General features: G+C 61.0%; 18 protein-coding genes. 9 read left to right on the forward strand and 9 right to left on the reverse strand.

Annotation, left to right across the window (positions count from 1 at the left end):
- Positions 1-145: 145 nt before the first annotated feature.
- Positions 146-1,363 (forward strand): PQQ-dependent sugar dehydrogenase, encoded by a 1,218-nt coding sequence (locus CPter91_RS10405; RefSeq protein ID WP_061939927.1) that lies wholly within the window; start codon positions 146-148, stop codon positions 1,361-1,363.
- A 253-nt stretch (positions 1,364-1,616) separates the two neighbouring features.
- Here the strand turns inward: CPter91_RS10405 and CPter91_RS10410 are convergent, their stop codons facing one another.
- The 8 genes from CPter91_RS10410 to CPter91_RS10445 all read right to left on the reverse strand — a co-directional run bounded on the left by CPter91_RS10410 (position 1,617) and on the right by CPter91_RS10445 (position 10,557).
- Positions 1,617-2,444 (reverse strand): FkbM family methyltransferase, encoded by an 828-nt coding sequence (locus CPter91_RS10410; protein WP_061939929.1) that lies wholly within the window; start codon positions 2,442-2,444, stop codon positions 1,617-1,619.
- Between the two features lie 115 nt (positions 2,445-2,559).
- On the reverse strand, positions 2,560-3,690 hold the full coding sequence (locus CPter91_RS10415) for a zinc-dependent alcohol dehydrogenase family protein (RefSeq protein WP_061939931.1): 1,131 nt from the start codon (positions 3,688-3,690) through the stop codon (positions 2,560-2,562).
- 53 nt (positions 3,691-3,743) lie between these two features.
- Positions 3,744-5,141 carry an ATP-binding protein gene (locus tag CPter91_RS10420; RefSeq protein ID WP_061939933.1) on the reverse strand — a complete coding sequence of 466 codons (1,398 nt, stop codon included), beginning with the start codon at positions 5,139-5,141 and terminating at the stop codon, positions 3,744-3,746.
- Positions 5,117-5,782, reverse strand: coding sequence for a response regulator (locus CPter91_RS10425; protein WP_061939935.1), 666 nt, complete (start codon positions 5,780-5,782; stop codon positions 5,117-5,119). The genes CPter91_RS10420 and CPter91_RS10425 overlap by 25 nt, the downstream gene beginning before the upstream one ends.
- 18 nt (positions 5,783-5,800) lie before the next feature.
- Positions 5,801-6,607 (reverse strand): COG4705 family protein, encoded by an 807-nt coding sequence (locus CPter91_RS10430; protein ID WP_417924851.1) that lies wholly within the window; start codon positions 6,605-6,607, stop codon positions 5,801-5,803.
- 35 nt (positions 6,608-6,642) lie between these two features.
- Positions 6,643-7,422: a COG4705 family protein gene (locus tag CPter91_RS10435; protein WP_061939939.1), complete on the reverse strand. Its 780-nt coding sequence runs from the start codon at positions 7,420-7,422 to the stop codon at positions 6,643-6,645.
- A gap of 197 nt (positions 7,423-7,619) precedes the next feature.
- Positions 7,620-8,339, reverse strand: coding sequence for an acid phosphatase (locus CPter91_RS10440; protein WP_061939942.1), 720 nt, complete (start codon positions 8,337-8,339; stop codon positions 7,620-7,622).
- A gap of 43 nt (positions 8,340-8,382) precedes the next feature.
- Complete coding sequence (locus CPter91_RS10445; RefSeq protein WP_061939944.1) at positions 8,383-10,557, reverse strand: TonB-dependent receptor domain-containing protein; 2,175 nt, start codon at positions 10,555-10,557, stop codon at positions 8,383-8,385.
- 262 nt (positions 10,558-10,819) lie between these two features.
- On the opposite strand from CPter91_RS10445, the gene CPter91_RS10450 reads away from it, so the two are divergent.
- Together CPter91_RS10450 and CPter91_RS10455 are read left to right on the forward strand one after the other, a co-directional pair.
- Positions 10,820-11,497, forward strand: coding sequence for a response regulator transcription factor (locus CPter91_RS10450; protein WP_061939946.1), 678 nt, complete (start codon positions 10,820-10,822; stop codon positions 11,495-11,497).
- A gap of 1 nt (position 11,498) precedes the next feature.
- Positions 11,499-12,815 carry an ATP-binding protein gene (locus tag CPter91_RS10455; protein ID WP_236906003.1) on the forward strand — a complete coding sequence of 439 codons (1,317 nt, stop codon included), beginning with the start codon at positions 11,499-11,501 and terminating at the stop codon, positions 12,813-12,815.
- 177 nt (positions 12,816-12,992) lie between these two features.
- Here CPter91_RS10455 and CPter91_RS10460 read toward each other — a convergent pair whose 3' ends face one another.
- Positions 12,993-14,984: a protease pro-enzyme activation domain-containing protein gene (locus CPter91_RS10460; RefSeq protein ID WP_061939950.1), complete on the reverse strand. Its 1,992-nt coding sequence runs from the start codon at positions 14,982-14,984 to the stop codon at positions 12,993-12,995.
- An 831-nt stretch (positions 14,985-15,815) separates the two neighbouring features.
- Between CPter91_RS10460 and CPter91_RS27715 the strand changes: the two genes are divergently transcribed.
- The 6 genes from CPter91_RS27715 to CPter91_RS10490 all read left to right on the forward strand — a co-directional run bounded on the left by CPter91_RS27715 (position 15,816) and on the right by CPter91_RS10490 (position 26,811).
- Complete coding sequence (locus CPter91_RS27715) at positions 15,816-16,040, forward strand: MFS transporter (RefSeq protein WP_061939952.1); 225 nt, start codon at positions 15,816-15,818, stop codon at positions 16,038-16,040.
- A gap of 78 nt (positions 16,041-16,118) precedes the next feature.
- Positions 16,119-16,682 carry an MFS transporter gene (locus tag CPter91_RS10470; protein WP_061939954.1) on the forward strand — a complete coding sequence of 188 codons (564 nt, stop codon included), beginning with the start codon at positions 16,119-16,121 and terminating at the stop codon, positions 16,680-16,682.
- Between the two features lie 191 nt (positions 16,683-16,873).
- Positions 16,874-18,583: a molecular chaperone HscC gene (locus CPter91_RS10475; RefSeq protein ID WP_061946090.1), complete on the forward strand. Its 1,710-nt coding sequence runs from the start codon at positions 16,874-16,876 to the stop codon at positions 18,581-18,583.
- Positions 18,583-20,355, forward strand: a complete 1,773-nt coding sequence (locus tag CPter91_RS10480; protein WP_061939956.1) for a J domain-containing protein — start codon at positions 18,583-18,585, stop codon at positions 20,353-20,355. Before CPter91_RS10475 ends, CPter91_RS10480 begins: the two co-directional genes overlap by 1 nt.
- A gap of 199 nt (positions 20,356-20,554) precedes the next feature.
- Positions 20,555-20,890, forward strand: coding sequence for a hypothetical protein (locus CPter91_RS10485; RefSeq protein ID WP_150119662.1), 336 nt, complete (start codon positions 20,555-20,557; stop codon positions 20,888-20,890).
- Positions 20,891-20,967: 77 nt separating this feature from the next.
- On the forward strand, positions 20,968-26,811 hold the full coding sequence (locus CPter91_RS10490; protein WP_082793458.1) for an alpha-2-macroglobulin family protein: 5,844 nt from the start codon (positions 20,968-20,970) through the stop codon (positions 26,809-26,811).
- The last annotated feature ends 6 nt before the right edge of the window (positions 26,812-26,817 follow it).

Here is a 26,817-nt window from a genome sequence, read left to right on the forward strand (position 1 = left end):
TTCTTGCGGCTGAGCGCCACGGCATATGAAAGTAATCCGGCAATCAAGGAATGTGGCAATATGCCGGATATTTCCTTGCCGCATGTTTCACAGGCAGTGCATCCGCGGCGGGGGTGAACCCACAGGTTTTCTGAAAGCGTCATCTATGCGAGCTGCATCCTTCCTGCGCCATGCCCTGGGCATGTTTTTCCTGCTGGCCTGCGGCGCAGCGTCAGCGCAAAGCACCTACCACACCAGTGGCAGCTGCGATGGTTTTCCGCGCCTCGATCTGAAAGTGGCCAAGGGCATGTGCATGGGGCTGGTTGCCGAGCACCTCGGTTTCGTGCGCGGAGTCGCCGCCATCGGCCAGGATGTCTACGTGCTGGACATGGGCGGCTGGGCCAGCAAGCGCGGCCGCCTGCTGCGCTTGAACCTGAAAAAGAAGGGCGCGCCGGAAGTGCTGCTAAGCCAGCTTGACATGCCGAACGCAATCATCGCCAGCGCCGACAAGAAACTGCTGATCGGCATGCACGGCCGCATCGTCCGTATCGATCCGGCCGCCAAGGATATCCAAGGCAGTGCGCAGGATATCGTGGTCAACCTGCCGACCACCGGCCGCCATCCCTTGACGGCGATGGTGCAAGGCGCCGACGGTACGCTATACATTAACGTCGGTTCCGCCACCGACAATTGTGAAAGCCGGGCAGACCAGCCCGGCAAGTCGGATTCGCCTTGTCCGGAAATCAAGGAGACGCCGCCGCGCGCCAGCGTGCTGCGCGCCAGCCTGGCAAATGCACATCTGCCGCTGGATGCACGCACGCTGCCAGTCCATGCGCGCGGCTTGCGCAACAGCATGGCGCTGGCCCTTGCGCCCAATGGCGTCCTGATTGCCGCCACCAATTCCCGCGACAACATCACCGTAGCCGACCCCAAGCTGTCGGACGCCGAACTGCCGCACGATACCCTCAGCTGGCTCAGTGCCGGCGCCGATTACGGTTGGCCGTATTGCTTCGACAAGCTCAGGACCAGTCCCGAATATCCGGGCTACGATTGCCGTAGCAAGACTGCACCCAGCCGCCTGTTGCCGCCGCATGCGGCGCCGCTGGGCATGCTGATCTACGGCGGCAAAAGCCTGCCGGCGCTAAGCGGCCAGCTGATCATCGGCTATCACGGCTATCGCGCCGACGGCCACCGGCTGGTGAGCCTGGCCCTGGACGGCGCCGGCCAGCCGCTGGGCGAGCCGCGCGATCTGGTGGCGGGCTGGAACTACCGGCACGGCGGGTACCCGATGGGCGCGCCGGTGGCGCTGGCGACGCTAGACGACGGCAGCCTGGTGATTACCGAAGACCGGAATGGGACTTTGCTGCGCCTGGCTCCCGATTGAAGGCGGATTGCTGCGCCTCAGGGCCTTTCTTGCGCGGCTGACTGATAGCCGCGGTTTTCGCAGCAGCAAGATCGTGCTGGCTATAGCCGAAAGCAGGGCTGACCTGGGAATTGTCGGCTCGTGATTTTTCGGCATTGACACCCCCATGCCAGTTTGCTCGCGCAGCAACTGATGGGCGGCGGCCTGCCACCAGTGAAAGAAGCGTCGTAATAAGAAGTCTTGTAATAAGAAGTCTCGTACTACAAGGCCGTCTTTATCCTTGGCCCCGGCCCAGCATGGCTTTCAGGCGCTGAATCGTGCGCCAAGAGCGGCTTTGCTGAAAAGCCGCGAGCCGGGCTTCGGCCAGATCGGCGCGTTGCTTTTCCTGCAGCAGCGCCTGCTCGAACTCGGCGACCGGATGGCTGATGCTATGCCCATAGCAAAGCTGGAAGTCATCCAGGGTGCCGGGTGGGAGATCGAAAGCACCCAGCAGGTTCATGTGTTCTTCCGCCAGGTAGAAGGTGTTCAAGCCATCAAACAGCACCGAACGGTAAGCTGCGCCGGTGACAATCTTTTCCCACGTCTGATTCCTGTCCCAAGGCGTCTCGATCAGGATGATCCACGGCCGCCATTTGCTGAAGTCCATGCCGCGCAAGACCGACTCTTCATGACCTTCAACGTCTATTTTCAAGAAGTGTATCGGGCCGCGCACGTGTTCTTCGCAAATCGAGGACAGGGTGCGCGCGTTGACGGTCTGGGTTTGCAATGGCATGCCGGAATCCGTGTAGCGCTTGGCTGTATCGGCGTCGGCAGTCGAGAGGCCGCTGCCGGCAACAGCGTAAAAGCTGTGGCTTTCATTGGCATCGCCGGCGATGCATTGCAGGTTGACGTCAGCCGGTCTCGCTTGACACAGCTGGTCGTAGAATTCCTGGACTGGCTCGACGTTGATGCCTGTCCATCCGCGCTCGTAAAATGCGCGTGTCACCGAATCCACTGAGGGATGATTGGCGCCGACGTCGATATAAAAGCCGTTCTCGAAATATTTGAGCGCGCGCCACAAGCGGATGTCTTCAAAATTCTGCGCATAAGAAATGAAGGTCACGGTCGCTTCCTGTCAGTCGATTTGGTTTGCCTGGCGCTCACGGGTTGGCGCGGTTGACGGCAAGTCTATCGTACATTTTAAGGTCAGCGAGCGCTACACAGCGATTTGACTGGCCTTAGTCAAAAACAATCACCTGCCGCACCGCCTCGCCGCTATGCAGCCGGTCAAAGCCTTCATTGATGTCTTCCAGCCGCAGGCGGTGCGACAGCAGCAGGTTGACCGGCAGCCGTCCGCCGCGATACAGGCCGATGTAGCGCGCCAGGTCGCGTAGCGGCACGCAGCTGCCGATATAGCTGCCCTTGACGGTGCGTTCTTCCGCCACCAGGTTGACCATCGGCAGGCCGAACTGGGCAGCGGCCGGCGGCAGGCCTGCAGTGGTGGTGGTGCCGCCGCGGCGGGTGATGCGGTAGGCGGTTTCGAAGGCGCGCACCGAACCGGCAAATTCAAATACGTGGTCGGCGCCGCCGCCGGTGGCTTCCCTGACCGCTTCGACGCAGTCCGGGGCGCCACCGTCAAAGGCCATGGTGGCGCCCAGCCGGGTGGCCAGCTGGCGTTTATCCGCGGCCAGGTCGATGGCGATCACTTCACGCGCGCCGGCTGCCAGCGCGCCCAGCAACGCTGCCAGTCCGACGCCGCCGAGGCCGACCACAGCCACCGACTGGCCGGCGCGCACCTGGGCCGTATTGACCACCGCACCGACGCCGGTCAGCACCGCGCAGCCGAACAGCGCGGCCTCATCAAAGGGTAGCGCGGGATCGATTTTTACCAGGGAATGGCGCGAAACGACAGCATACTCGGCGAATGCCGAGCAGCCAAGATGATGATTGACCGCTTCGCCTTGTGCGCTTGCCAGCAGGCGCGCGCCGGACAGCAAAGTGCCGTTGCCGTTGGCCTGGGCGCCGGGTTCGCACAGCGCCGGGCGGCCTTCGCAGCAGGGCATGCAATGGCCGCAGCTGGGGACGAATACCAGCGCCACATGATCGCCGGTCTGCAGATCGGTGACGCCATCTCCCAGCTGGACAACTTCGCCGGCGGCTTCGTGGCCGAGCGCCATCGGCAGGGGCCGCGGCCGGTCGCCATTGATGACCGAGAGGTCAGAGTGGCACAGGCCGGCAGCGCGGATGCGCACCAGTACTTCGTCGCGTCCGGGCGGCGCCAGTTCGAGTTCTTCGATCGCTAGCGGCCGCGATTGCCGATAGGGATGCGGCAAGCCGGTCTGGCGCAATACGGCGGCACGGATTTTCATAGGGTTTCCTGTATCGACTTGAGGCTTGTGGAAGCGATAGGGCGGTAGATAAATCAGACAGCTATTTTAACTGCTGGCGCCGGGAAGAACACGGTGACGCAGAGTCCGCTCTGGGCTTCACGGTCGGCATGCGCCAGCGTGACGCGGGCGCCGATGCGGCTGGCGATGGTCTGGACGATGGACAGGCCCAACCCCGATCCGGTGGCCTCGTTGCCCAGCACGCGATAGAAGGGATCGAACACACGCGCCTGTTCTTCCGGAGCGATGCCCGGCCCGGAATCCTCCACCTGCAAGCTGACGCCGCCGCAGTCGTTGTGCATGGAAAGGCTGATGCGTCCGCCCGGCGGTGTATAGCGGATGGCGTTGTCGACCAGGTTCCTGACGATGGTGATCAGGTCGACTTCGGTCACGGGCACCCGCAGGCCGGCTTCGCCTTCGACGCCGATGTCGATCTGCCTGGCCTCGGCCAGCGGCATCAGGTCTTCCAGCACACGCCGGTACACTTGCATCACGGCTACCGTGTCGTTAGTCGCCAGCGGTGCGGACTGTGCCCGTGCCAAGGCCAGCAGCTGGTCCAGCAAGCGCCGTCCACGTTCGATTCCTTGGCGCAGCGTCGCCAGCCGCTGGCGCGCCGTATCCGGCATGTCGGCCTCGGCCAGGCGCTCGGCCTGCAGCGACAGCGCGGTGAGCGGCGAACGCAATTCGTGGGCGGCGTCGGCGACGAAGCGGCGCTGCGCTTCCATGGCTTGCGCTACACGTTCCAGCAGGCGGTTGATGGCGACCACAAAAGGGCGTACTTCTACCGGCAGCGGCTCTGGCGCCAGCGCGTGCAGTTCTTGTTCATTGCGGCCGTCGATTTCGGCCGATAGCCGGGCGATCGGCAGGAACATCTTGCGCACCAGATGGGCCACCAGCAGCAGCAATAGCGGAATCAGGATCAGGAAGGGCATCAGCGTACGCAAGCCGCTATCGCGGGCGATTTCGTCGCGCACCGCGGTTTCCTGGGCGACGGCGATGCGCTGCTGCGAGGCCAAGGTTTTGACCAGCACGCGGTAACGGTGATGGCCGGAGTGGACGGTTTGCATGCCGTCCGGCAGGGTTGCAGGCAGTTTCAGCCGTTTCGTCCCCGGGATGCCGGCGGCGCCGTTCTGATCGTCCAGATACTGCGCGCCGAGGTGCTGCACGCCGAGGTACTGCACGATTACGCGCGATTCCTCATCGCCGATGGCTACCTTGGGGCCGTCGCCTTGCGGCGGCAGCGGCAGTTGCTGCTGGTCGAACATGGCTGCCACCTGGCGCAGCATGTCGTCCTGGAATTCATGCGCCTCGTCGAAGCCGGAAATGAAGGCGAATACTCCGGCCAGCAGCGCTACCGCCAGGATCGCCAGCGACAGCCAGAGCGACAGGCGGAACTGGATCGAGTCCTTCAGTCTCCTTTGGATACCATCCATCCCACGCCCCTGACATTTTTAATGGCTGCGCTGCCCAGTTTTTTGCGCAGGGCATGGATCAGGAATTCGACGGCGTTGCTTTCCACTTCCTCGCCCCAGCCATAGATCCGTTCTTCCAGCTCGCTGCGCGACAGGATCGCCCCCGGCCTCAGCATCAGCGCCTGCAGCAGGGCGAATTCGCGGTTCGACAGCTGCTGCGCCGGCTGCTCCAGATTGCTGGCGAGGCGCGTGGCCGGATCGAGCGTGAGCGTGCCGTTGCTCAGCAAGGGCGTGGCGCTGCCGCCCTTGCGGCGCAGCACGGCCCGCGCCCGCGCCAGCAGCTCGGCCATCTCGAACGGCTTGAGGATGTAGTCGTCGGCGCCGCCATCGAGTCCGCGCAGGCGGTGTTCGAGGCCGTCGCGCGCGGTGATGATCAGCAAGGGCAGCGGATTGTCTTGGCGCCGGATGGCGTCCAGCACCTCGAAGCCGTCCTTGCCGGGCAAGCCGAGATCCAGCAGTAATAAATCATAGTGCTGGCACGACAGCGTATCGAGCGCGGTCTTGCCGTTGCGCACCCAGTCGACGGCATAGGACGCGTCTTTCAGTGCCGCCTGGATGGCCTCTCCGATCATCGGATCGTCTTCGGCCAGCAATACCCGCATGCATCCTCCGTTATTACGCTATTGATTGATGGTTTCAGGCTTACGTTCCACCTGTATCTTCTCACGCTTCAAGGCCGGCGCCGCCTGCTGGCGGAACAGCAGGATGCAGGCAACGATAAAGACCAGCAACGCCGCCGACGCCGAATAGCGGCTCAAGGCCAGTCCGCCGGCATTCAGCGGCTTGTCGAGAAAGTCGCCGACCACGGCGCCCAGCGGACGGGTCAGGATGAAAGCCGCCCAGAACAACAGGGTGCGCGAGATCCTGGTGCAGTAGTAGGCCAGCGCCACCAGCGCCAGCAGGCTGCCGAACAGGATGGCGCCGCCGCCATAGCCGAGGCCGGCGGTATCGGCAGCCCAGTCGCCCAGCGCGGTGCCCAGGGTTTGCGAAAACATGATGGTGACCCAGTAGAACATCTCCGCCGCCGGTGAATGGACGCTGTCGACCGCGACCGAGCCCAGCGTCCGGTACCAGGCGAACAGGGAAATCATCAATAGCGCGAACAGCAGCGATGCGCCGCCAGGATAGCCGATGCCGAGCGAGCGGTCGGCAAAGTCGGCCAGCGTGGTGCCGACGGTGGTGGTGGCGATCACCGTCAGCCAGTAGAGAAAGGGATGGAAGCGGATCGCGCGGATCTGGGCGGCGACCGCGACCAGAAACACCACGCCAAAGATGATGCTGCCGACCAGGTAGCCCAGGTTCATCGACATGGTGACGGCGTCGCCGCCGGTTTCGCCCAGCGTGGTGGCGGCGACCTTGATGATCCAGAACAGCAGGGTGACTTGCGGCACCTTGCTGAGCGCCTGTTGGGTTGTCTTATCCATCATTGTTTCCTTTTCAGTTTCCCTATTTTCCGGTGCGTTCAGCTGCGTTGCGCGGTCAAACGTTTTTGAGTAAAGGAGAGGTAAGCCACCAGGCTGGCGATGACCGCCAGGAACAGGGTGCTGATGGCTATCGTACCAAAACCAAGGCCGCCGTTGGCGCCAGGCTGGGACAGCAGGTCGCCGCAGGAGGCGCCGAAGGGGCGCGTCAGTACGTAGGCAATCCAGAAACAGGCGGTGGCGTTGAGCTTGAAACCGTAGCGCGCCAGGGCCACCAGTCCGATCAGGCCGCCGAACAGCAGCGCCGAATTGGCGTAGCCCAGGTTCAGTCCTTCCGCCACCCAGTCGCCGGCGGCGGTGCCGAGGGCAAAGGTGAACAGGATCACGGTCCAGTAGAACAGCTCGCGCCGTGGGCGGTCGATGGCGGCGATAGACAGCGTCTTTTCGCGCGCATGCCAGGCCCAGAAGGTGGCAAGCATGGCAAGGCTGAAGGCGGCGGTCGACAGCGCCAGCGGCACGCCTGCCAGGTCGCTCAGCATGTCGGTGACCAGGGTGCCGAAGATGCTAATCAGCACTACGCAGATCCAGTACAGCGGCGGCACATAGCGGCTGGCGCGCAGCTGGCACAGCAAGGCGCCGGCCAGCAGCAGCCCGGTCACGAGCGCGGTGCCGGCCAGGCCGAAGTGGAGGTCGGCGGCCAGGTAGTCGGCGCCGGTTTCACCCACCGTGGTGGACATCATCTTGATGATCCAGAACAGGAGCGTGGCTTCCGGCACCTTGTTGATCCAGCTATTGCCGGCTGTGACTGTTGCAATAGTCATAAAAACTCCCGAGTGATTCTGTAAAAATTGAAGGAGAAGCCTCTTTTGAGGGGAAGTAGCGGCAAGGCGCTATGTTTAAGGCAAGCTTACGCAGGCAAACTTAGCTGTCACTGAGCGCTATCGCTGTCGCCCAACAAAAAAGGCCCTGACTGGCGTCAGGGCCTTGCAGGCATGGCATGCCGCGTTGGCGGCCAGGCTTATTTCGCTTCGGCCGGCTGCGCTCCCAGTTGCAGGACGCCGCGCAGTTCATCGCGGGCAGCGATGAAGCCAGTGTTGAAGTCGTCGCGGGTTTGCAGGCGGGCGGCGATCACGGTGCCGGTGATGCGGCCGCTGTCAATGTCAGAGCGGTAGTGGACGCCGCCGATGATGCGGTTGTTGGCGTACTCGGCAGCGCGCGCCATGATTTCAGCGCGCTTTTCCGGCACCATGTTGGCCAGCACGATGCCCATCAGCGTACCCGCGGTAGCGTGGCCGGAAGGATAGGCGCCGGAGCGCGACAGCTTCACCACCGGCTTGACGGCGTCGCTCACCATGAACGGACGCGGACGTTTCCAGACGTCCTTGTAAGTATCGACCACGGCGCCTTCCGAATCGACCACGCGCTGGAAGAATTTGGCGAACACCGGCAATTGCTCGCGCTTGAACTTCACGCCCATGACATCGGCGAAGCGCCAGATTTCTTCAGTGGCGTCGGCTTGCGAACGTGCCGTCATTTCCGGTGTACGGGCCGCTTGCAGGGCCAGGACTTCGCTCAGCTCCGCCTTGGTCTGCAGCGAATCGTTGGCCGGTGGCGGTGGCAGCAGCTTGATCAAGTCGATTTCCTTAGACGTGATAAAGGGATTTTCTTCGCGGGCCTGGACGGAAGCGCCGGCAGCCAGGAAAGACATGACGAGCAAGGGGGCGATGAATTTACGCATGGGTATCACTTTCAGATATGAATGATATGGAGTCAAGCCAGCCTTAGAAATCCAGGCTGACGGTCAGCGACAGGGCGCGGGCCGGCAGCAGCGTCAGCACATCGCCCGGGGCCGGCGCCGATGTAGTGGTGCTGGCTGGATTGACACCGACGATGCTGTGCTTGTCGAACAGGTTGTTGACGCCGAACTGGATCTTGGCCTTCTTCACGAATTGCAGCGGATGGCGGATGGTGTAGTTGACGAACAGGTTGGAGATCGTGAACGGCGCGATCTTGACTGCCTGGTGGACGCTGCCGTTGTCGTTGTACATGGTGCCGACGCGCTTGTTGAGCCAGCCGATGTCCCAGCCGCCGCGGTTATAGTTCAGGCCCAATGTTTCAGTATCGCTAGGCGCGCTGGCGACCCACTGGCCATTGCCGTACTTGGCGGTGCCGTAGGTGGCGTTGGCGTACAGGCTGAAGCCGGCGCCCAGCACCAGGTTGCCTTCCGCCTCGATACCCTGGGTGGTCGAGCTGCCGTTGGAGAAGAAGGTGGTGTTGCCGGCATTGTCGGTGAACGAGGAGTAGGCGTTGTCGAACTTGATGTGATAAGCGTCGATATCGAAGGTGAAACGGTCCGACTTCCACACCGAGCCGATCTGGAAAGTCTTGCTCTTGATCGAGGACGGCAGCGCAGTCACATTGGCATTCTTGACGTCGAACACGCTGGTCGGCGGAATTTCGTCGCCGGTGGCGTACTGGCCGTATACCGACCAGTTAGGCTGCAGCATGTAATGCACGTCGAGCGACGGCAGCACGCTGTTGTAGGTGACTGCATGGTCGATGCTAGGCAGGCCGCCGAGGTTGCCGACGGTCTTGCTGTTGTCCGCATACTGCGTCAGCGACTGGCGGTACGAGGAGTACTTCACGCCCGGGGTGATCTTCAGGTCGCTGGCCACCTGGAATTCGTATTCGACGAACGGCTGCAGGGTGGTGGTCTTGAAACGCTCGTGGAAGTTGGGCACGACAGAGTCCACCCAGCTGCGCGGATCGGACGGAATCTGATAGCGGTTGGTGTCGGCGTTTTCCGCCCACAGGCCGGTGCGCAGGACGCCGAGGTTGGATTCCTGGCTCAGGCGCAGCAGGTTGCCGTAGGTGCGGTAGCTGTTGAGCTTGTCGGTGGCGCTGGTGGCGGTGATGGTGCTGCCGTTGTAATTCTGCTGATTATGGTAGGCGTAAGTGTAGAGCTTGTCGTCCAGCTTCCAGCCATTGCCAAGGTTGGAGGTCAGGCCTGCATATTCGAAATCGGAGGTGACGTGGTAGAAGTTATAGCCATAGTAGTTGGCTTGCTTGGGATTGTTGCTCAGTAAATAATCGTCGCCGAACTGGGCGATCTGCGCCCGCGTCGCGCCCTTGGTGTTCGGGGTATTGGCTTTCAGGTCGATATACGAACCGAATAAAGTCAGGGCGGTGCTGTCGGTGATGTTGAACTGATACTTGAGCGATACCGCGTCGCGGGTCTGCTTGTTGTAGGTCTGGTAGCCATCGGAGGTCATCTGATGCGCATTCAGCAAAAGATTCTGGTTGCCGTTGGCGCCGAACTGGCCGCTCTCGAATTCGGCGCCGTAGATCTTGGTGTTGAACGAACCGTAGGAATCGAAGACGCTGGTGCGCTGCTCGCTTTCCAGGTTGCGCGACAGCAGGTTGACCGAGCCGCCGAAGTTGGCCGGGCCGATGGTGGCCGCCGATCCGGGGCTGCGGTCGACTACCGCGCCACCCAGGAACTGGCTAGGGAAAAAGGCCCAGGTGTGATGCGAAGGGCTGTTGGTATCCTGGAACGGGATGCCATCGAAGCTGACCGTGTAGTCGCCGTCGGCGAAACCGCGGAAATAGGTCTTGGTGTCGCCCAGGCCGACGCCGTTCGGACTATAGCTGTACATGCCCGGCGTCATTTGCAGCACCTGGCTGAAATCGGCCACCGGCGATGTCAGGTTGCGGATGAAGTCGTCGCTGACGATCGATTGCGCCGAACGGGCCGACAGCGAACTCTGCGCCGGCGCGCTGCGGCTGGCGCTGACGGCGTTGCCGACTACTTCGACGGTATTGATGGCCTCGGCGGCGCTGGTGGTAGCCAGGTCGGCGGCTTGCTGGGCGTGGCTGATGTGCGGTGCGGCGACGCACATGACGGCAAGAGCGTGGAGGACATGCAGGGTCGCGGGTTTTAAACTAGAGCGCTTCATTTCTAGGGTTTCCTTTTTGGAATCGTGTTTATGAAAAATCGCTGAAAAATGTCCAGCGGCCATGCTGCGGCCGCTTGCCTGCGGGTTGTGCTGGGTTGTGCTGTACTTGGCGTCAGTTCGGGGCGAAGCATAAGCTTTGAAAATTAAGCGAAAATGAGCTGTGCGCAATCTGTCTGATTTATGTCAACCGGGCTTCGATTTCACGCGCTCGTCACAATCGGCTGCTATTTTGTAAGGTCGATTAAACCGGACTGCCGCCGCGATGCGCATATTGCTGATTGAAGACGACTACATGCTGGGCAACAGCATCCGCAAAGGCTTTTACCCCTACGGTTTCACCGTCGACTGGACCCAGGACGGCATTGCCGCCGAGGCGGCGCTCGCAGCGGAGTCTTATTCGGCGGTCCTGCTGGACCTGGGATTGCCGCGCAAATCCGGACTGGAAGTGTTGAAGAAAATGCGCGCCGATGGCAACAGCACGCCGGTGATCATCCTGTCCGCCAGCGACCGTGTGCTGAATCGCATCGAAGGACTGGATGCCGGCGCCGACGACTATCTGAACAAGCCTTTCGACCTGGATGAACTGGCGGCGCGGGTGCGTGCCTTGCTGCGCCGTAGCGGCGGCCGCACCAATCCGCAACTGGTGCATGGCGACATTCATTTCGACCCGGCCAGCAATACCGTCGCCTACAAAGGCAAGCAGGTCGGCCTCAGTGGCCGCGAGCTGATGGTGCTGGCGGCGCTGATCGAGAAGCCGGGGGCTGTCCTGTCGCGCGCGCAACTGGTCGACAAGGTGTATGGCTGGAACGATGAAGTGGAAAGCAATACCATCGAAGTGCATATCCATGCATTGCGCAAGAAGCTGGCGCCCGGCGTGATTCGCAACATCCGCGGCCTGGGCTATATGCTGTCCAGTTCCGACAGCTTGTGCAGCAACTGACGTGTCGATCAGGAACCGCCTGCTGTTCTGGCTGCTGTCCGGGCTTGCCATCCTTGGCGTCTGCTTCATGGTGGCCGACTACCTGATCGACCGCGCCTTGCTGGCCGATATCTACGATGACCAGATGAACCAGATCGCCTTCGCCATCCCCGCCAATTTCAGCGGCGGCGACCTGGAAAAGAATACGCCGGCGCTGAAATACGATGGCGACGACAGCATCCTGCAGATCTGGGACAACAACGGCAAGCTGAGCTACCGCTCGCATCCGGACATCGTCCTGCCGCCTTTTCCCACGCCTGGTTATAGCGAGGCGCAGTGGCATGGCAATGAGTGGAAGCTGTTCGTGCGCAAGACAGACCACAACCTGATCCAGGTGGCGCAGTCGCTCGACGGCAGGCGCAATATCGCGCTCGATCATGCGCTGCGCTCGCTGGTGCCGCTGCTGATCTTCCTGCTGATCATGGGTTTGCTGATTCATTGGAGCGTCGGCAGCGGCCTGCAATCCTTGACCCGGCTCTCGCAGGAACTGGCCAAGCGCACGCCCGACAAGCTGGAGCGGCTGGCGTCGCAAGACCAGCCGCAGGAAATCCAGCCGCTGACGCAAGCCATCGATACCTTGCTGCAGCGCCTCGGGGTGGCGCTGGAAAGCCAGAAGAAATTCATCGCCGATGCGTCGCATGAATTGCGCACGCCGCTGGCGACCCTGCAGATCCAGGCCCAGCTGGTGGAGCAGTCGCTAGGCAGTGGCCGCGAGGCCGCAGCCCTGGCCGATCTCAAGGCAGGCGTCAAGCGCAGCAGCCACCTGGTGGATCAGTTGCTGATGGCGTCGCGCCTGGAGTTCGGCGGCATGCATGATCCGCATGTGCCGCTGCAGCTGCATGAAATCGTGCGCCAGGTGACCATCGATTTCATCCCCTACGCCAACAGCCGTAAAATCAATCTTGGGGTGGAGCAGCTGGATGCAGGAATCATCATGGGATCGGAATACCATATTCCGATCCTGGTCCGCAACCTGATCGATAATGCGATCCGTTACACGCCCAGCGGCGGTCAGGTGGATGTCGCCATCCGCGCCGGCAATCAAAAAATCGTCCTGGAAATCGAAGATAGCGGACCCGGCATCCCGCCGGAAGAGCGGCAGCGCGTGTTCGATCGGTTTTACCGTTGTCTGGTGCCGCAGGCGGCCGGTAGCGGTCTTGGACTGGCGATCGTCAAGCAGGTCACCGAGCAGCATGAGGCCGAAGTTTACCTGGAGCGCGCCGGCCGTTTGCCGGGCCTGAAGGCTAGCGTTCGTTTCAATGCGCTGGTTCCGACTTGAAGCTTGGGTGGGGCGCGCAACGGCCAAACGCCGTGCAGGCAGGGAGCAGGAACAAAGAAGGGGAATTATCGAATAGGGTCTGGCGGGGGAACCGGCGTTGCCGCCGTTTCCCCACCCGGGCACAGTTTCGTGCCCGTTCAAGCATAGCCGCTAATTACCGTGCAGCCGAATCCCGGCTCAATCGTTGGCGATCAGCGTTACGCCGCTGAATGTCGCATAGGAATTGAGCAGCAGGTAATAAGTGCCTGCCTTAGGATTGCGGATAGTGATGGTTTCCGAAGTGGTCGAACCATCCGACACATACTGATACGAGCTGGTAGTCGGTGCGGAACCGAAACTTGCGTAGATATCCGCATCGCCTTTACCGCCGGAAGTCTTGAAGGTCAAGCTGGTGCGGCCGGCAGGAACCACGATGGTGTAGACCTTGCTGGAGCCGGTAGACAGGGCCAGGCCAGTCACTGCGACGCCGCTGGTCAGGACATTGCCTGGTGGCGGTGGCGGAGGAGTGCCGGAACCGATAACCGAAGCAAAGTTGGCGACGTTCAGGCTGCCGTAACCGCTGGCATAGTCCCATCCGGCTTTGGCACTGTAACCTTGGCTACCCGAAGTGACGTCGTGGAACATGCTTGGGTTGGCCGCGGCTTTTTGATAGATCGCGCTGGCAGGGAAAGCCAGGCCATTGCTGTTGGCCGACTGCACACGTGCCCAGAAGCCGGTGAACAACGGCGCCGCCAGGCTGGTGCCGCCGATTTGCGTTGGCGAGCCATTGATCAGGACCAGGGCGCCGCTCGATGGATCTGCATCCAGCGAAATATCGGGAACGCCGCGTTTGGTCGAGCTGCCGAGGACGCCGGCGCTGACTTGCCAGCTAGGTGCTGCCTCAGTCAGGCTAGGACCGCCACCGGCGCCACCGCTTGCGCTTTGCTGGCAGCTCTGCCAGTCGGAGCAGGCCCATACTGTTTCCGAGGACCAGGCATTGCCGGAGCCGGTGTTGACCAGCGTACCGCCCAAGGCCATCACGTACGGCGAGACCGCAGGATAGCTTTGTGCAGTGGTGCTGGTGTCGCACTCATAGGCGCCGGAGTCGCCCGACGATACCGAGAACGTCTGTCCCTGCGCAACGGCAGACTGGAAAATCTGATCGTTACTGGCGGTGATACCCGACGATTGCGCGTCAGTTTCGCACTCGCCCAGCGAGACGTTGATGGTCTGCGCCTTGTTGTCGCTAACCACTCGGTTATAAGCGGTAGTCAGATCGGAATCGCTCAGGGTGTTGGCGGTGTACAGGATCATTTGCTTGATGGTGCCGCCTGCTGCCGCCAGCGAACTTTGCGTGTCCATATTCCATTCATCGACACCGGAAGTATCGCTGCTGGCGCCATTGATCACCACGGTGGAGACGCTGGTTTGCGGATAGCCTGAGTTGGAGGTGAATGTATTCAAGTCGGCGATGGTCTGCGACATGTCACCCTGGGTAATGATGCCGATGGTGGCGTTGGTGGCGCTAGGCAGGCTGGTGGCGTTGTAGATGGTCGGGAAGTCGGTAGGATTATGACCGACCGCCGACAGCGTCCGGGCAGCCGTGCCGGCATCCAGTTTCTTCAGCATGGTGTGGTGCAGATGCACGGTTTGCAAGCCATGCACGGCCAGCACAACGTCGCCCAGCGATTGCGGCACAGCGGCGTCGCTGACGTTGGCGTAGGCGCTGCGGCCGTTCACGCTATAAGTGTGCAGTTCGGTATTGAAAGCCGTTTTCACCGAGCCGGCGGAACCGTTGGCGCTGATCAGCAGATTGTTGGCGGACACCGTGATATTGGTGAAGCCGCTTTTGGTCAGGTGATTGACGACCGCTTGCACCTGTTCCTTGGTAGGAGCGTAAAGGCGCAGGAAATCCTGGCTCGACAAGGTCTTGTGCGAGCGACCCGACATCAGGTCGGCAGTGAGCTGATCCAGTTGCGCCTTGTTGCGCAGTTTCAGCGCCACCACCACGTGGGTCAATGTGCCGGCCTGCATGGTCGAGATATGCGTCACGGCGGTTCGCGCCGTGCTTGCAACCGCAGTGGCCTTGGTCGCGGTTGGCGCCCAGGTTTCTGCGTGAGCGGTTGTGGCAAACGCAGCAAGCGTCATCGCCGCGAGCGCCAGCATTTTGAAGTTGGATCTGAATGTCATTACTTTACTCCGGTTTTTAAGGGATAAAGTGACCCTGCCGACGGTGGTCGGCTGGATCTGCTCAGTGGATGCATTCCCGTGAAATGTAAGGCTCTCAAGGGAAGTCGCAATTTCCCGCAACGCCGGCTGCCGGCGCTGTGGAGAAATGCCTTGTTGCCTGTCACGCACAAACGGCGGACACGGCGCAAACGCCGGGCGACGAGTTGCTGGCTGCCTGGCTTGACAAAAAATCGGCGAACAGAAAGACCACATGCGCGCTGCCGGCAGACGCATGAATTGGTGCTACATCAAGGTTGGATCAGTGACGCGGTAGAACGCCCATCAACTGGGTGGGGGCAGCATGGCCTCGGTGCCTGCCTGCACAGCGCAGAAGCCAGGTCTGCGAGCGGAACCGTCGGCCGACAGTTCCGAAAAAAACGGTAAGGCTGATTCGAGTCCAGGGCAAGGCATAAGACATTCCTCTTGAGGATTATCCGCAACTGGAGCCGCCTTCAAGGCGCCGGCAACTGGCCCAAGAAAGCAGCGCTGCAGCAACTGCTATGCACAATGTTTTTTAGTTTGTTTAGTCTTCTTGGGAAAACAGACTAATGGATTTATTTCTGTGTGGCAATGTATCAGACTGTTTATTTTGTAACTAGTGTTACCAGTTGTAACCAAAAACAGAAAGATCTGTCTATTTTATAAAGCCGCTGTTTTTGATGCAAAAAAGCGCTGTCCTGATATGCCTGTAGAAGCCGGAATGCCAGGCAGCAAGCGCGTTTCCACGGTTTTTTGTATACTCCAGCGCAGAGCGAATCGGTCAATGGTCCAGCCATTTTCTTGAGGCTCTTCATGTCCGCCGCACCTGCCAAATCGCGCTCCCATTGGTTACCATTCATTGTCGCTGCTACCTTCTTCATGGAGTACCTGGACACCACCATCATCGCCACCGCCTTGCCGCAGATGGCGCGCGATTTTCATGTTGGTCCGAATGAGTTGAGCTTGGGCATGACGGCCTACATGCTCACCCTGGCGGTGTTCATCCCGGTCAGTGGCTGGGTCGCCGACCGCGTCTAGCCGACCGCGTCTAGCCGACCGCGTTGTCTCACGCACCGTGTTCGGCGCCGCCATCGTGGTGTTTACGCTGGCTTCGGCTTGTCGGCGTTTCGTTCCGGCCTGCTGTTGTTGGCTAGCGCGTTCGGCAACCTGTGCATGAAAATGTTCACCACGCGCATCATCCGGCGCTACGGTTTCCGCCGCGTCGCCATCATCAACGTCGCCATCGCCGCGCTGTTCGTGCTGGCCTGCAGCTTGCTGGCCCCGGCCACGCCGTTGCCATGGATATTGCTGACCTTGTTCATCTACGGCCTGGCGCGTTCGTTGCAATTTTCAACCTTGGCGACGCTGGCCTATGCCGATATCGGCGAAGCGCAGAAGAGCGCGGCCAGCACCTTGTGGAGCGTGGTGCAGCAGATGACGATCGGCATGGGCATCGCCTTTGACGCACTGGCGTTACGGGTCGCTGCCTACTTTCGCGGTATCAGCGCGGGTGCAGAGGAGGTGTCGGAGCCACATTTCGTGCTTACCGATTTTCATTGGGCTTTCGTGATGGCTGGCCTGCTGGTATTGCTGACGGTGCTCGGTTATCACAGCCTGGCGCGCAATGCCGGCAGCAATTTCGGCGGCGCGCGCCAGGCTGGAACCGATAGTACCCGCTAACCCGTCGCCAGTGACAAAAACGCGACAGAGGCGCGTGGGTTGTATCGGAATATTGCACATTATTGCAATTTGCCAACTTGTTTCATTTACAATCGATGGTTGATTGCCGACGCCGGTTTTTCGGCCAGGCTTGGGGGTAAGTCATGCGCGCATGACGGCAGGAATTATTACAAAACTAGAATCGAATAATGATGATTATTGGCATAGATCTCGGCACTACCAACAGCCTGGTGTCAGTTTGGCGCGATGGACAATCCCATATCATTCCGAATGCCTTAGGTGAAAACCTGACGCCGTCTTGCGTCAGCATCGATGAAGACGGCAGCGTGCTGGTCGGGCGGGCAGCGCAGGAACGCCTGCAGACGCATCCGAACCGTAGCGCGGCCCTGTTCAAGCGCTATATGGGTAGTGAAAAGAAAGTTCGCCTGGCGGGCAAGGATTTCCGCCCGGAAGAACTGTCGTCCATGGTGCTGCGCTCCCTCAAAGCGGACGCCGAGACCTTCCTTGGCGAAGCCGTGGAAGAAGCCATCATCACCGTTCCCGCCTATTTCAGCGACGCCCAGCGCAAGGCGACTCGTGTCGCCGGCCAGCTGGCCGGCCTGAGGGTGGAGCGGCTCCTGAACGAACCGACCGCGGCAGCACTGGCATATGGCATGCAGGATGTCGCTGCGGAAAGCAAGTTCCTGGTATTCGACCTCGGCGGCGGCACGTTCGATATCTCGATTCTGGAAATGTTCGAAGGCGTGATGGAAGTCAGGGCATCGGCGGGGGACAATTTCCTGGGCGGTGAAGATTTCGCCACCTTGCTGTGCGATGCGTTTGTAGAAAAGAGCGGCTTGCGTGCATCGATGGACGGCATGGTCCGCACGCCGCAACAAGACCAGCGCCTGCGCGATGAGGCCGAAAAGGTCAAGCGCCAGTTGTCGGATACCGCCAGCGTCACCATGCGCATGCAATACGGCGAGCAGGAATACAAATGGGAGATTGACGAAGAGGCCTTCACCAAGCTGGCGGAGCCGTTGCTGGCGCGCTTGCGTACGCCGATAGAGCGCGCCCTGCGCGACGCCCGCATCCGCGCGGCGACGCTGGACAAGATCGTGCTGGCCGGCGGCGCCACCCGCATGCCGATGGTGCGCAAGCTGGTGTCACGCATGTTCGGCCGTTTCCCGCTGGTGCATTTCAATCCGGATGAAGTAGTGGCGCTCGGCGCGGCAGTGCAGGCGGGCTTGAAAATGCGCGATTCGGCGCTGGATGAAGTCGTCATGACCGACGTCTCGCCTTACTCGTTGGGGATTGCGATTTCGCGCCAGGTCGGCCCCAACCAGTATATTCCCGGCCACTATCTGCCGATCATCGAACGCAATATGGTGGTGCCGGTGTCGCGCGTGGAAAACATCACCACGATCCAGGATAATCAGAAAGAGCTGCATGTGGCGATCTACCAGGGTGAGTCGCGCCTGGTGAAAGATAATGTCTACCTGGGCACGATCCAGTTCCCGATCACGCCTAAGAAGGCAGGGGAGGTCGCGGTCGACGTCCGTTTCACCTACGATCTGAACGGCATCCTGGAAGCCGAGGCCACCGTGGCAGGGAGCGATCAGGTGCACAAGCTGGTGATTGCGGAAAACCCCGGGGTCATGTCGCCGGAACAGATCGAGCAGCGCTTCCACGAACTGGAACACCTCAAGATCCACCCACGCAGCCAGGCAGAAAACCGTGCCCTGATGGCACGCGCCGAACGCCTCTACGAGCAGTCGCTGGGCGACGTCCGGACTTTTCTGTCGCATCGCATTGCTGCTTTCCAGGTCTTGCTGGAGTCGCAGAAGATGGATGAGATCCGCCATGCGCGCGTGGAGCTGAAGAAGCATCTCGACCATCTCGAAAATGAAAGCTACATCTGATGCATTCCGAATGGAACAAGTGGATCTGGAGCGCGCTCGATATTCCGCCGTCGGACGATGAGCGTACGGTCAAGCGTGCTTACGCCAAACGCCTGAAAGTAGTGCGGCCGGACGACGATCCGGAGAAATTCCAGGCTTTGCGGCAGGCTTATGAGCGCGCCCTGGCGCTGATCCAGCAATCATTTGCCGGCAACGCCGGCCACGGTAACGCGGCGGCATTGCCGGCCGCGGCAAAAGCGGTCGATCCGGCCGGCGAGACGATGGCAGAAAGCCTGGCCCATCCCGGCCTGCCTGCCGCCAAGCAGACGATCATTCTGCATCAGGACCAGGCGAGCTTGCTGGCGGCCGCGCAGCCGGCGTTTGATGCGGGCGCTGCCGCGGACACCTTGTGGCAGGCGCTGATGCTGCGGATGACGCCCGGGAAGCTGCGCTATACCTCTGCGATCCTGGCCGATTTTGTCAAGGCCGAGAATTTTGAGAACTTCGATGTCCGCGATGCGTTTGAATTCCATGCCATGCAGTACTGCGCCCAGCAGAATGCCGACCAGACCGCGCGCGCCGCCATGGTCGAACATTTCGGCTGGACCGACAATGCGCAGCATCTGTTCCAGCACAACCCGGATCTGGCGCGCACGGCGCTGGCCCGCTATCGCGCGGATCAAGGTTACAAGTGGCTGGAGAATTCTGCCATCACCGGTTCGCAGGCCGCCCTGGCCCTGATCCAGACCGCGCTTCCCAAGCGCTCAATGCGCTTGTACCAGCACAAATTCGTGGCTGAAATGCAGGAACTGGTGCAGCGAATCCGCTGGCACCTGCCTGAACTGCTGGCATATCGCCTCAATCCAGAACTGTTCGCATGGTGGGAGAAGCAGGCGCATACGCCACGCCTGAGCATGCGCTCGGGCGTCATTGCGCTGCTGCTGGGCGCGCTGGTTTTCGGTTTCCTGGCAACATGGTGCGCCAGCCTCATCCCGGAAAGCCTGCATGACGCGACGGCAGTCACGGCTTTCGTCGCGATCGAAGTCGGCGCGCTCTGGCTGGCCTATCTGGCCATCAAGCGCGGCGCCTCGCAGCGTTTAAAGCAATGGCTGTATGCCAAGCACCTGACAAATTGGGTACAAGTCGGCTGGATGCCTTTGTTCATATTATGTTCGACCGCCGCCATGTTTGACCTCAGCGGCGATGCCATGCATGGGCTGATCGATGCTGGCCTGTTGCTATGCGCACTGGTTTCCTTGTTTGCAGCGTGGCGCTTCCTGAATGTGGTCGGCTTCGTTATCGTTGCTCTGCTGACCGTCGTTTTAGGTGGCGTCGGCGGACTTGGCCTCTCCATTTTTCCGGGATTCGGATTTTGGGAGTGCTGCCTGATTGCGCTGCCTGTGGCGATCATGCTGGTGCGTGGAGGGGAATACCACTATGGCTTGCTGAAATTCTCCGACAATTCTTTATGGAAGATTCGCGTCGCCTGGATGGCCATCGCAGGGCTGATATTTTATCTGGGCACCCTGGCGACGCCGGAGCACTATATCGTGCCCGCCGTGGCGGCCTGGCTCTGGTCTTTGCTCAGTATTCCGATCGTCAACGTTTATCTGGGCAGTGGCGCTACCGGCATGAGGGTCTATGCGTTTGGCCTGGTGACGATGGTGGCCAGCGCTGTACTGGAAAAAGCGAATCCTGCGATCCATCTGACGTCGACCATGCTGCTCGTCATGGCCTTGTTCATCGGCTTCAATAGCCAGGTTTGCAGAGACAGCGGCCGTAAATTCTCTTGAAATCCGCCGTCATAAACCGCGCTGCAAATCGGTTGTCGCAATCGCATGAAAATAGTTGTAAAATTGCAACGGTATGATTGCAACAAAACCAATGGCGTGGATTTGTAAAAGCCGGCCCGTCCAGGGCTGCTTGCACGCCGTGCTTACTCGGAATAGCGGCTTTTATCCGCTTTGATCGGACTTGATACAGGATGATGAAATGTTTTTGATCTGGAAGGGATGGGGGTTGTTGGTGATTGTCATCACGGCATTGATAGTAATATTGACGACGGTGGTTTTCGACAAGCTTGGTTTGCCCGTGGCGTATGGGGCGGCGTTGGGAATGATCGGTTCCGCCTTTGCGCTCTGGCAGGCCGGGAACAGGTTCAACTCGCCGCGCAAAAACCGGGTGCTGCTAGACCAGCAGACCGGCGCCGAGGTGATCTTGAAGCCGGACCATTCTTTGTTCTTCATCAAGATGCAGTACTGGGCGTTCATTGCCGGCGTGATTGGTCTGGTCATGCTGGTCAATCTGCTTGCGGGCCGTTCGTCCTGAGGCAACGGTTTTAAAAATAGAGCGGCACAGCGCACAGCAAGCTGCCGTTTCCATGTTTTTCTAGTCTGAGGATGTCCATGCGACCAGCAATCGAACGTAAGACAGCAAGCAACAGCGCCGTGAAATTTCCGGGGCTGTTTTTTTTCGCCTGCAGGGCTGCCGGTCCGTTGCTCGCGGCCTTGTTGTTCAGCCAGAGCGCGCATGCCGCCGGCATCAACAGCTTTTCTCCGCAAGGCGACGTCGCCCAGGTGCGTCAGGTGCGGGTCAACTTTTCCGAAGCAGCCGTGAAATTCGGCGATCCCAAGGCGCCGATGCCGTTCGATGTCAATTGCGCCGAGGCCGGCAGCGGCCGCTGGGCCGACGAACGCAACTGGATCTATGATTTCGTCAAGGACATAGGGCCGGGCACGCGCTGCAGCTTCGCGCTCAAGACCGGCTTCAAGCTATTGTCCGGCGCAGCGGTAAGTGGCAAGACCAGCTTTCAGTTCAACACTGGCGGCCCCGCCGTGATCAATGTCATGCCGTCGGGTGAGCGTATCGACGAAGAGCAGATCTTCATCCTGGTGCAGAACGGCGCCGCCACCAGCGACAGTATCTTGCAGCACGTGTATTGCGAAGCGGAAGGGGTGCACGAACGGATTCCGGTCAAGCTGATTGCCGGCGCGGCGCGCAAGGACCTGCTTGATCATTTTGCCGAAAAAATCAATCCCGAACGCGTCAGCACCGTGCAATGCCAGCAGCGCCTGCCTAACGACAGCGAGGTCAGCCTGACCTGGGACAAGGGAGTGGCGACGCCCTCAGGCGTGGCCAGCCGCCAGCCGCAAGTATTCAAGTTCAAGGTGCGCCCGACTTTCACCGCCAGCTTCAGCTGCGAGCGCGAAAATGCCAACGCCGCCTGCGCGCCTATTCTGCCGGTACGGCTGCTGTTTACTTCGCCGGTGCCACGCAAGCTGGCGGAGAATGTCACGCTGAGCGGCGCCAACGGCAAGCTCAAGCCCTTCTTCGACAAGACCGACACCGAGGACACGGTGACGCAACTGACCTTCAATCCGCCTTTCGCGGAAAAGTCTGAACTCAGCATCGAGCTGCCGAAAGACTTCCAGGATGAAAACGGCCGCGCCTTGTCGAACGCCACGGCATTTCCGATGAAAGCCCGCATGGCGGACTATCCGCCGCTGGCGAAATTTCCCTCGGCGCCGTTCGGCATCATCGAACTCAATGCCGACGCCACCTTGCCGGTCACCCTGCGCAGCGTCGAGGCCAGCATGATCGCGCGCAGCGCCGACGGCAAGATCCATCCGGGCAATGTCAGCAACCTCAAGGTCACGGACGACCAGAGCATCATCGCCTGGCTGACCAAGCTTAACCGTTATCACGAGAGCAGCATCACCATCAACAAGAAGTCGGTGGAGACACGCAGCCTTGGCATCCTGGCCAAGCAGGCCGGCGTCAAGACGCTGGCGCTGCCGCAGTCGCCGGAAAACAAAGATGGCATCCGGCCGTTTGAAGTGATCGGCATTCCACTCAAGGATCCCGGCTTCTATGTGGTCGAACTGGAATCGCAAAAGCTGGGCGCGGCGTTGCTGGGCAAGGCGGCGCCGATGTTCGTGCGCACCAGCGCGCTGGTGACCAATTTGTCGGTGCACGTCAAGATCGGCCGCCAGAACGGCGCGGTCTGGGTCACCACGCTGGACAACGCCAAGCCGGTGAGCGATGCCGATGTGCGGATTTCCGATTGCACCGGTACCGAACTGTGGCGCGGCAAGACTGACAAGACCGGGATCGTGATGGTGCCGGAATTTCCGGAGGACGTTTGCCGCAACGGCGGCGATGGCGAATCCGGGAAAATCTCCGGCTTCTTTGTCAGCGCCCGCAAGACTGACGAAAAAGGCCGTGCCGACATGGCGTTCGCTTTGACCTCCTGGAACAGCGGCATCGAATCCTGGCGCTTCAACCTGCCGACCGATACCGACAAGGCGTCCACCGTGCGAGCCCATACCGTATTCGACCGCACCTTGTTCCGCGCCGGCGAAACGGTATCGATGAAGCACGTGATCCGCACCGAGACCATGCAAGGCTTCGGCTTCCTGACCAAGGACAAGTTGCCGACCCGGGTGCGCATCATCCATCAGGGCAGCGGCCAGGAGTATCAGTTTGCACTGACCTGGCGCGGCCAGAAAAACGCGGAAACCGTGTTTGCCATTCCCAAGGAAGCCAAGCTCGGCAGCTATGACGTGATGCTGGACAGCGGCGCGCCTAAGAACGTCGCCGAAGCCGGCGATGCGAAAGATGACAGCGACAACAGCAGCGACGAGGGCGACGACGAAGGCCACGGCCGCCGCAGTTACAGCACCGGCAGTTTCCGCGTCGAAGAGTTCCGCCTGCCGCTGTTGCAAGGACGGATCACACCGCCGAAAAGCCTGGTGGCGCCGAAGGAAGTGCCGCTCGATGTACAGCTGAACTACCTGAACGGCGGCGGCGCTTCCGGCCAGTCGGTGCACGTCACCAGCCTGTTGCGCAGCAAGGGCGTAAGTTTTTCTGCCTACGACGGCTATTCCTTTTCGGCCGCGCGCAACGATGAGGACAGCGGCGCTGACGACCAGAAGATCGTCGCCGACAAATTGCCGGTGACGCTGGACAAGAACGGCGGCGGCAAGACTGTAGTGAAGGACTTGCCGGCGATTACCGCGCCGAAGGAAATGCTGACGGAAATGACCTTCGCCGATCCAAACGGCGAAATCCAGACCGTATCGAGCGTCACGCCAATCTGGCCGGCGGCAGTGGTGGTCGGCCTGAAAGCCGGGGAGTGGGTCTCGGTCAAGAAGAAGCTGACCCTGACCGCGGTGGCGCTGAATCCTGCGGGCCAGCCGCAAAGCGGCGTGTCGATTGAAATCAGCGGCTCGTCCAAGCGTACCAATTCGCACCGCAAGCGCATGGTGGGCGGATTCTATGCCTATGAAAACACCAGCAGCGGCACTGACCTCGGTTCGCTGTGCTCGGGTAAAACCGATGCTCGCGGCCTGATGATCTGTACCGTGGAGTTGTCGGAGCCGGGCAATATCGAACTGACCGCCAAGGGCAAGGACGATAGCGGCAAGGTCTCTGTCGCGACCAGCTCAGTGTGGGTAACCAAGCAGGGCGAGCTGTGGTTCGATGGCGAAAACCAGGACCGTATCGATATCCTGCCGGAAAAGAAGAGTTACCAGCCGGGCGAAACCGCCAAGTTCCAGGTGCGCATGCCGTTCCGCTATGCCACCGTGCTGGTGGCGGTGGAACGCGAAGGCGTGGTCGAAACCCAGGTGCTGCAGTTGAACGGGCAGGACCCGACCTTCAGCCTGCCGGTCAAGGCCGGCTATGCACCCAACATCTTCGTCTCGGTGCTGGCGGTGCGCGGTCGCATGCGCGATGTGCCTTGGTATTCCTTCTTTACCTGGGGCTGGAAAGAGCCTTTGAACTGGTGGCATGAGTTCAAGGAATACCAGGCCCCAAGCGCCACCGTCGACTTGGCCAAGCCGGCTTACAAGTTCGGCATCGCTGAAATCTCGGTCGGCAGCGCCGCCAACCAGCTGGCGGTGACGGTCAAGGCTGACCAGCCTAGCTACGCCATCCGCACTACCGCCAAGGTCAACATCCAGGTCAACCTGCCGAACGGCAAGCCGGCTGCCGGTGCCGAAATCGCCCTGGCGGCGGTGGACGAAGCCTTGCTGGAACTGGAGCCGAACAAGAGCTGGGACCTGCTGCAGGCAATGTTGCAGCGGCGTAGCTACGGCGTCGAAACTTCGACCGCGCAGATGCAAGTGGTCGGCAAACGCCATTACGGCCGCAAGGCGATACCGGCCGGTGGTGGCGGCGGCAAGTCGCCGACGCGTGAACTGTTCGATACCTTGCTGTTGTGGAAACCGGCCATCGTGCTGGACGCCAATGGCCGGGCTCAGGTCGACGTGCCGCTCAATGACGCCCTGACCAGCTTCAAGATCGTGGCTGTGGCGCAGAGCGGCGACAGCCTGTTCGGCACCGGCGCCGTCAGCATTCGCTCGACCCAGGATCTGCAGCTGATCTCCGGCTTGCCGCCGCTGGTGCGCGAGGGCGACGATTTCAGCGCCATGGTGACGGTGCGTAATACCACCACACGCGTGATGCAAGTCAACGCCACCGCGCAGGCCGCCGGTCTGGCGGCGCCATTGCCGGCCAAGGACGTGAGCATTCCGGCCGGCGAGTCGCGCGAACTGCTATGGGCAGTGACCGTGCCGGCCGACGCCAAGCAGCTGGTGTGGGAAATCAATGCGCAGGAACAGGGCGGACCGAAGGTCAAGGATGCCATCAAGTTTACCCAGCGCGTAGTGCCGGCAGTGCCGGTGACGGTGCAGCAGGCCACCATGTTCCAGCTCGACAAACCGTTCAGCATGGCGGTGGCGCCACCGGCCGACGGCTTACCCGGACGCGGCGGCCTGGCGGTATCGCTGGCCTCTTCGCTGGCAGGCAACAGCGAGGGCTTGCGGCGTTACTTCGTCAACTATCCCTTCTCCTGCCTGGAACAAAAGACCTCGCGCGCGATCGGCTTGCGTGACGACGTCGCCTGGCAAAAAGTGACCAACGACCTGCCGACCTATCTCGACAGCGACGGCCTGGCTTACTACTACCCGCCTAGCGCCAGCAATGCGGGACGCGGCAGCGACACCCTGACCGCCTATCTGCTGGCCGTCACGCAAGAGTCCGGCTTTGCGATTCCGCAGCAAAGCCGCGACAAGATGCTGGATGGCCTGGCGGCTTTTGTCGAAGGCAAGATCACGCGCGATTTCTGGTCGCCCAAGAAAGACCTGGATGTGCGCAAGCTGGCCGCGCTGGAAGCGCTCTCGCGCTATGACCGGGTGCGTCCGGCGATGCTCGATTCGATCCAGCTCTCGCCTAACCTGTGGCCGACGTCGGCGGTGCTGGACTGGATCAACATCCTGCAACGGGTCACCAGCATTCCGGACCGCGCCAAACGCCTGGCCGAAGCCGACCAGATCATCCGCGCCCGCCTGAACTACCAAAGCACACGCATGGGTTTCTCTACCGAGACGGACGACTACTGGTGGTGGCTGATGGCCAGCGCCGATGTCAACGCCACTCGCCTGGTGCTGACCATGCTGGATAATCCGGCCTGGAAGGAAGACATGCCGAAGCTGATCAATGGCGCCATCCAGCGGCAGTCGCGCGGACATTGGGCGACTACCACGGCCAACGTCTGGGGCAGCCTGGCCATGCAGAAATTCAGCCAGAAGTTCGAGTCGGAAAAAGTGGTGGGCGTGACCAAGGCCTCGCTGGAGCAGGGCGCTGCCGTGGCGAACAGCCAAAGCTTCAGCTGGCCAACGGCTACGGCGGAAGGTGGCAAGCTGCAACTGCCATGGCCTGCTACCGCGGCGCCGGCGGAGCTCAAGCTGAACCACGCCGGCAGCGGCGCGCCATGGGTGACCGTGCAAAGCCTTGCTGCCGTAGCGCTGAAGAAGCCATTCTCCAGCGGTTACCGGATCACCAAGAACATCGTGCCGGTCGAGCAAAAGGAAAAGGGCAAGTACAGCCGCGGCGATATCTACCGGGTCGACCTGGAAATAGACGCCCAGACCGACATGACCTGGGTGGTGGCGACCGATCCGATTCCATCAGGTGCGACTCTGCTGGGTTCCGGCCTGGGCCGCGATTCGGCGATCGCTACCACCAGCGAACGGCCTAGCGGCAGCGCCTGGCTGGCCTACGAAGAGCGCAGCTTCGAGTCTTTCCGTAGCTATTACGAGTACGTGCCGAAGGGGAAATTCACCATGACCTATACCTTCCGCCTCAACAATCCGGGCGAATTCAGCTTGCCGCCGACCCGGGTCGAGGCCATGTATGCGCCAGAAATGTTTGGCGAGATCCCTAATCCGAAATGGACGGTGAAGTGAAATTGA

The organism is Collimonas pratensis (assembly GCF_001584185.1).
Lineage (GTDB): Bacteria > Pseudomonadota > Gammaproteobacteria > Burkholderiales > Burkholderiaceae_D > Collimonas > Collimonas pratensis.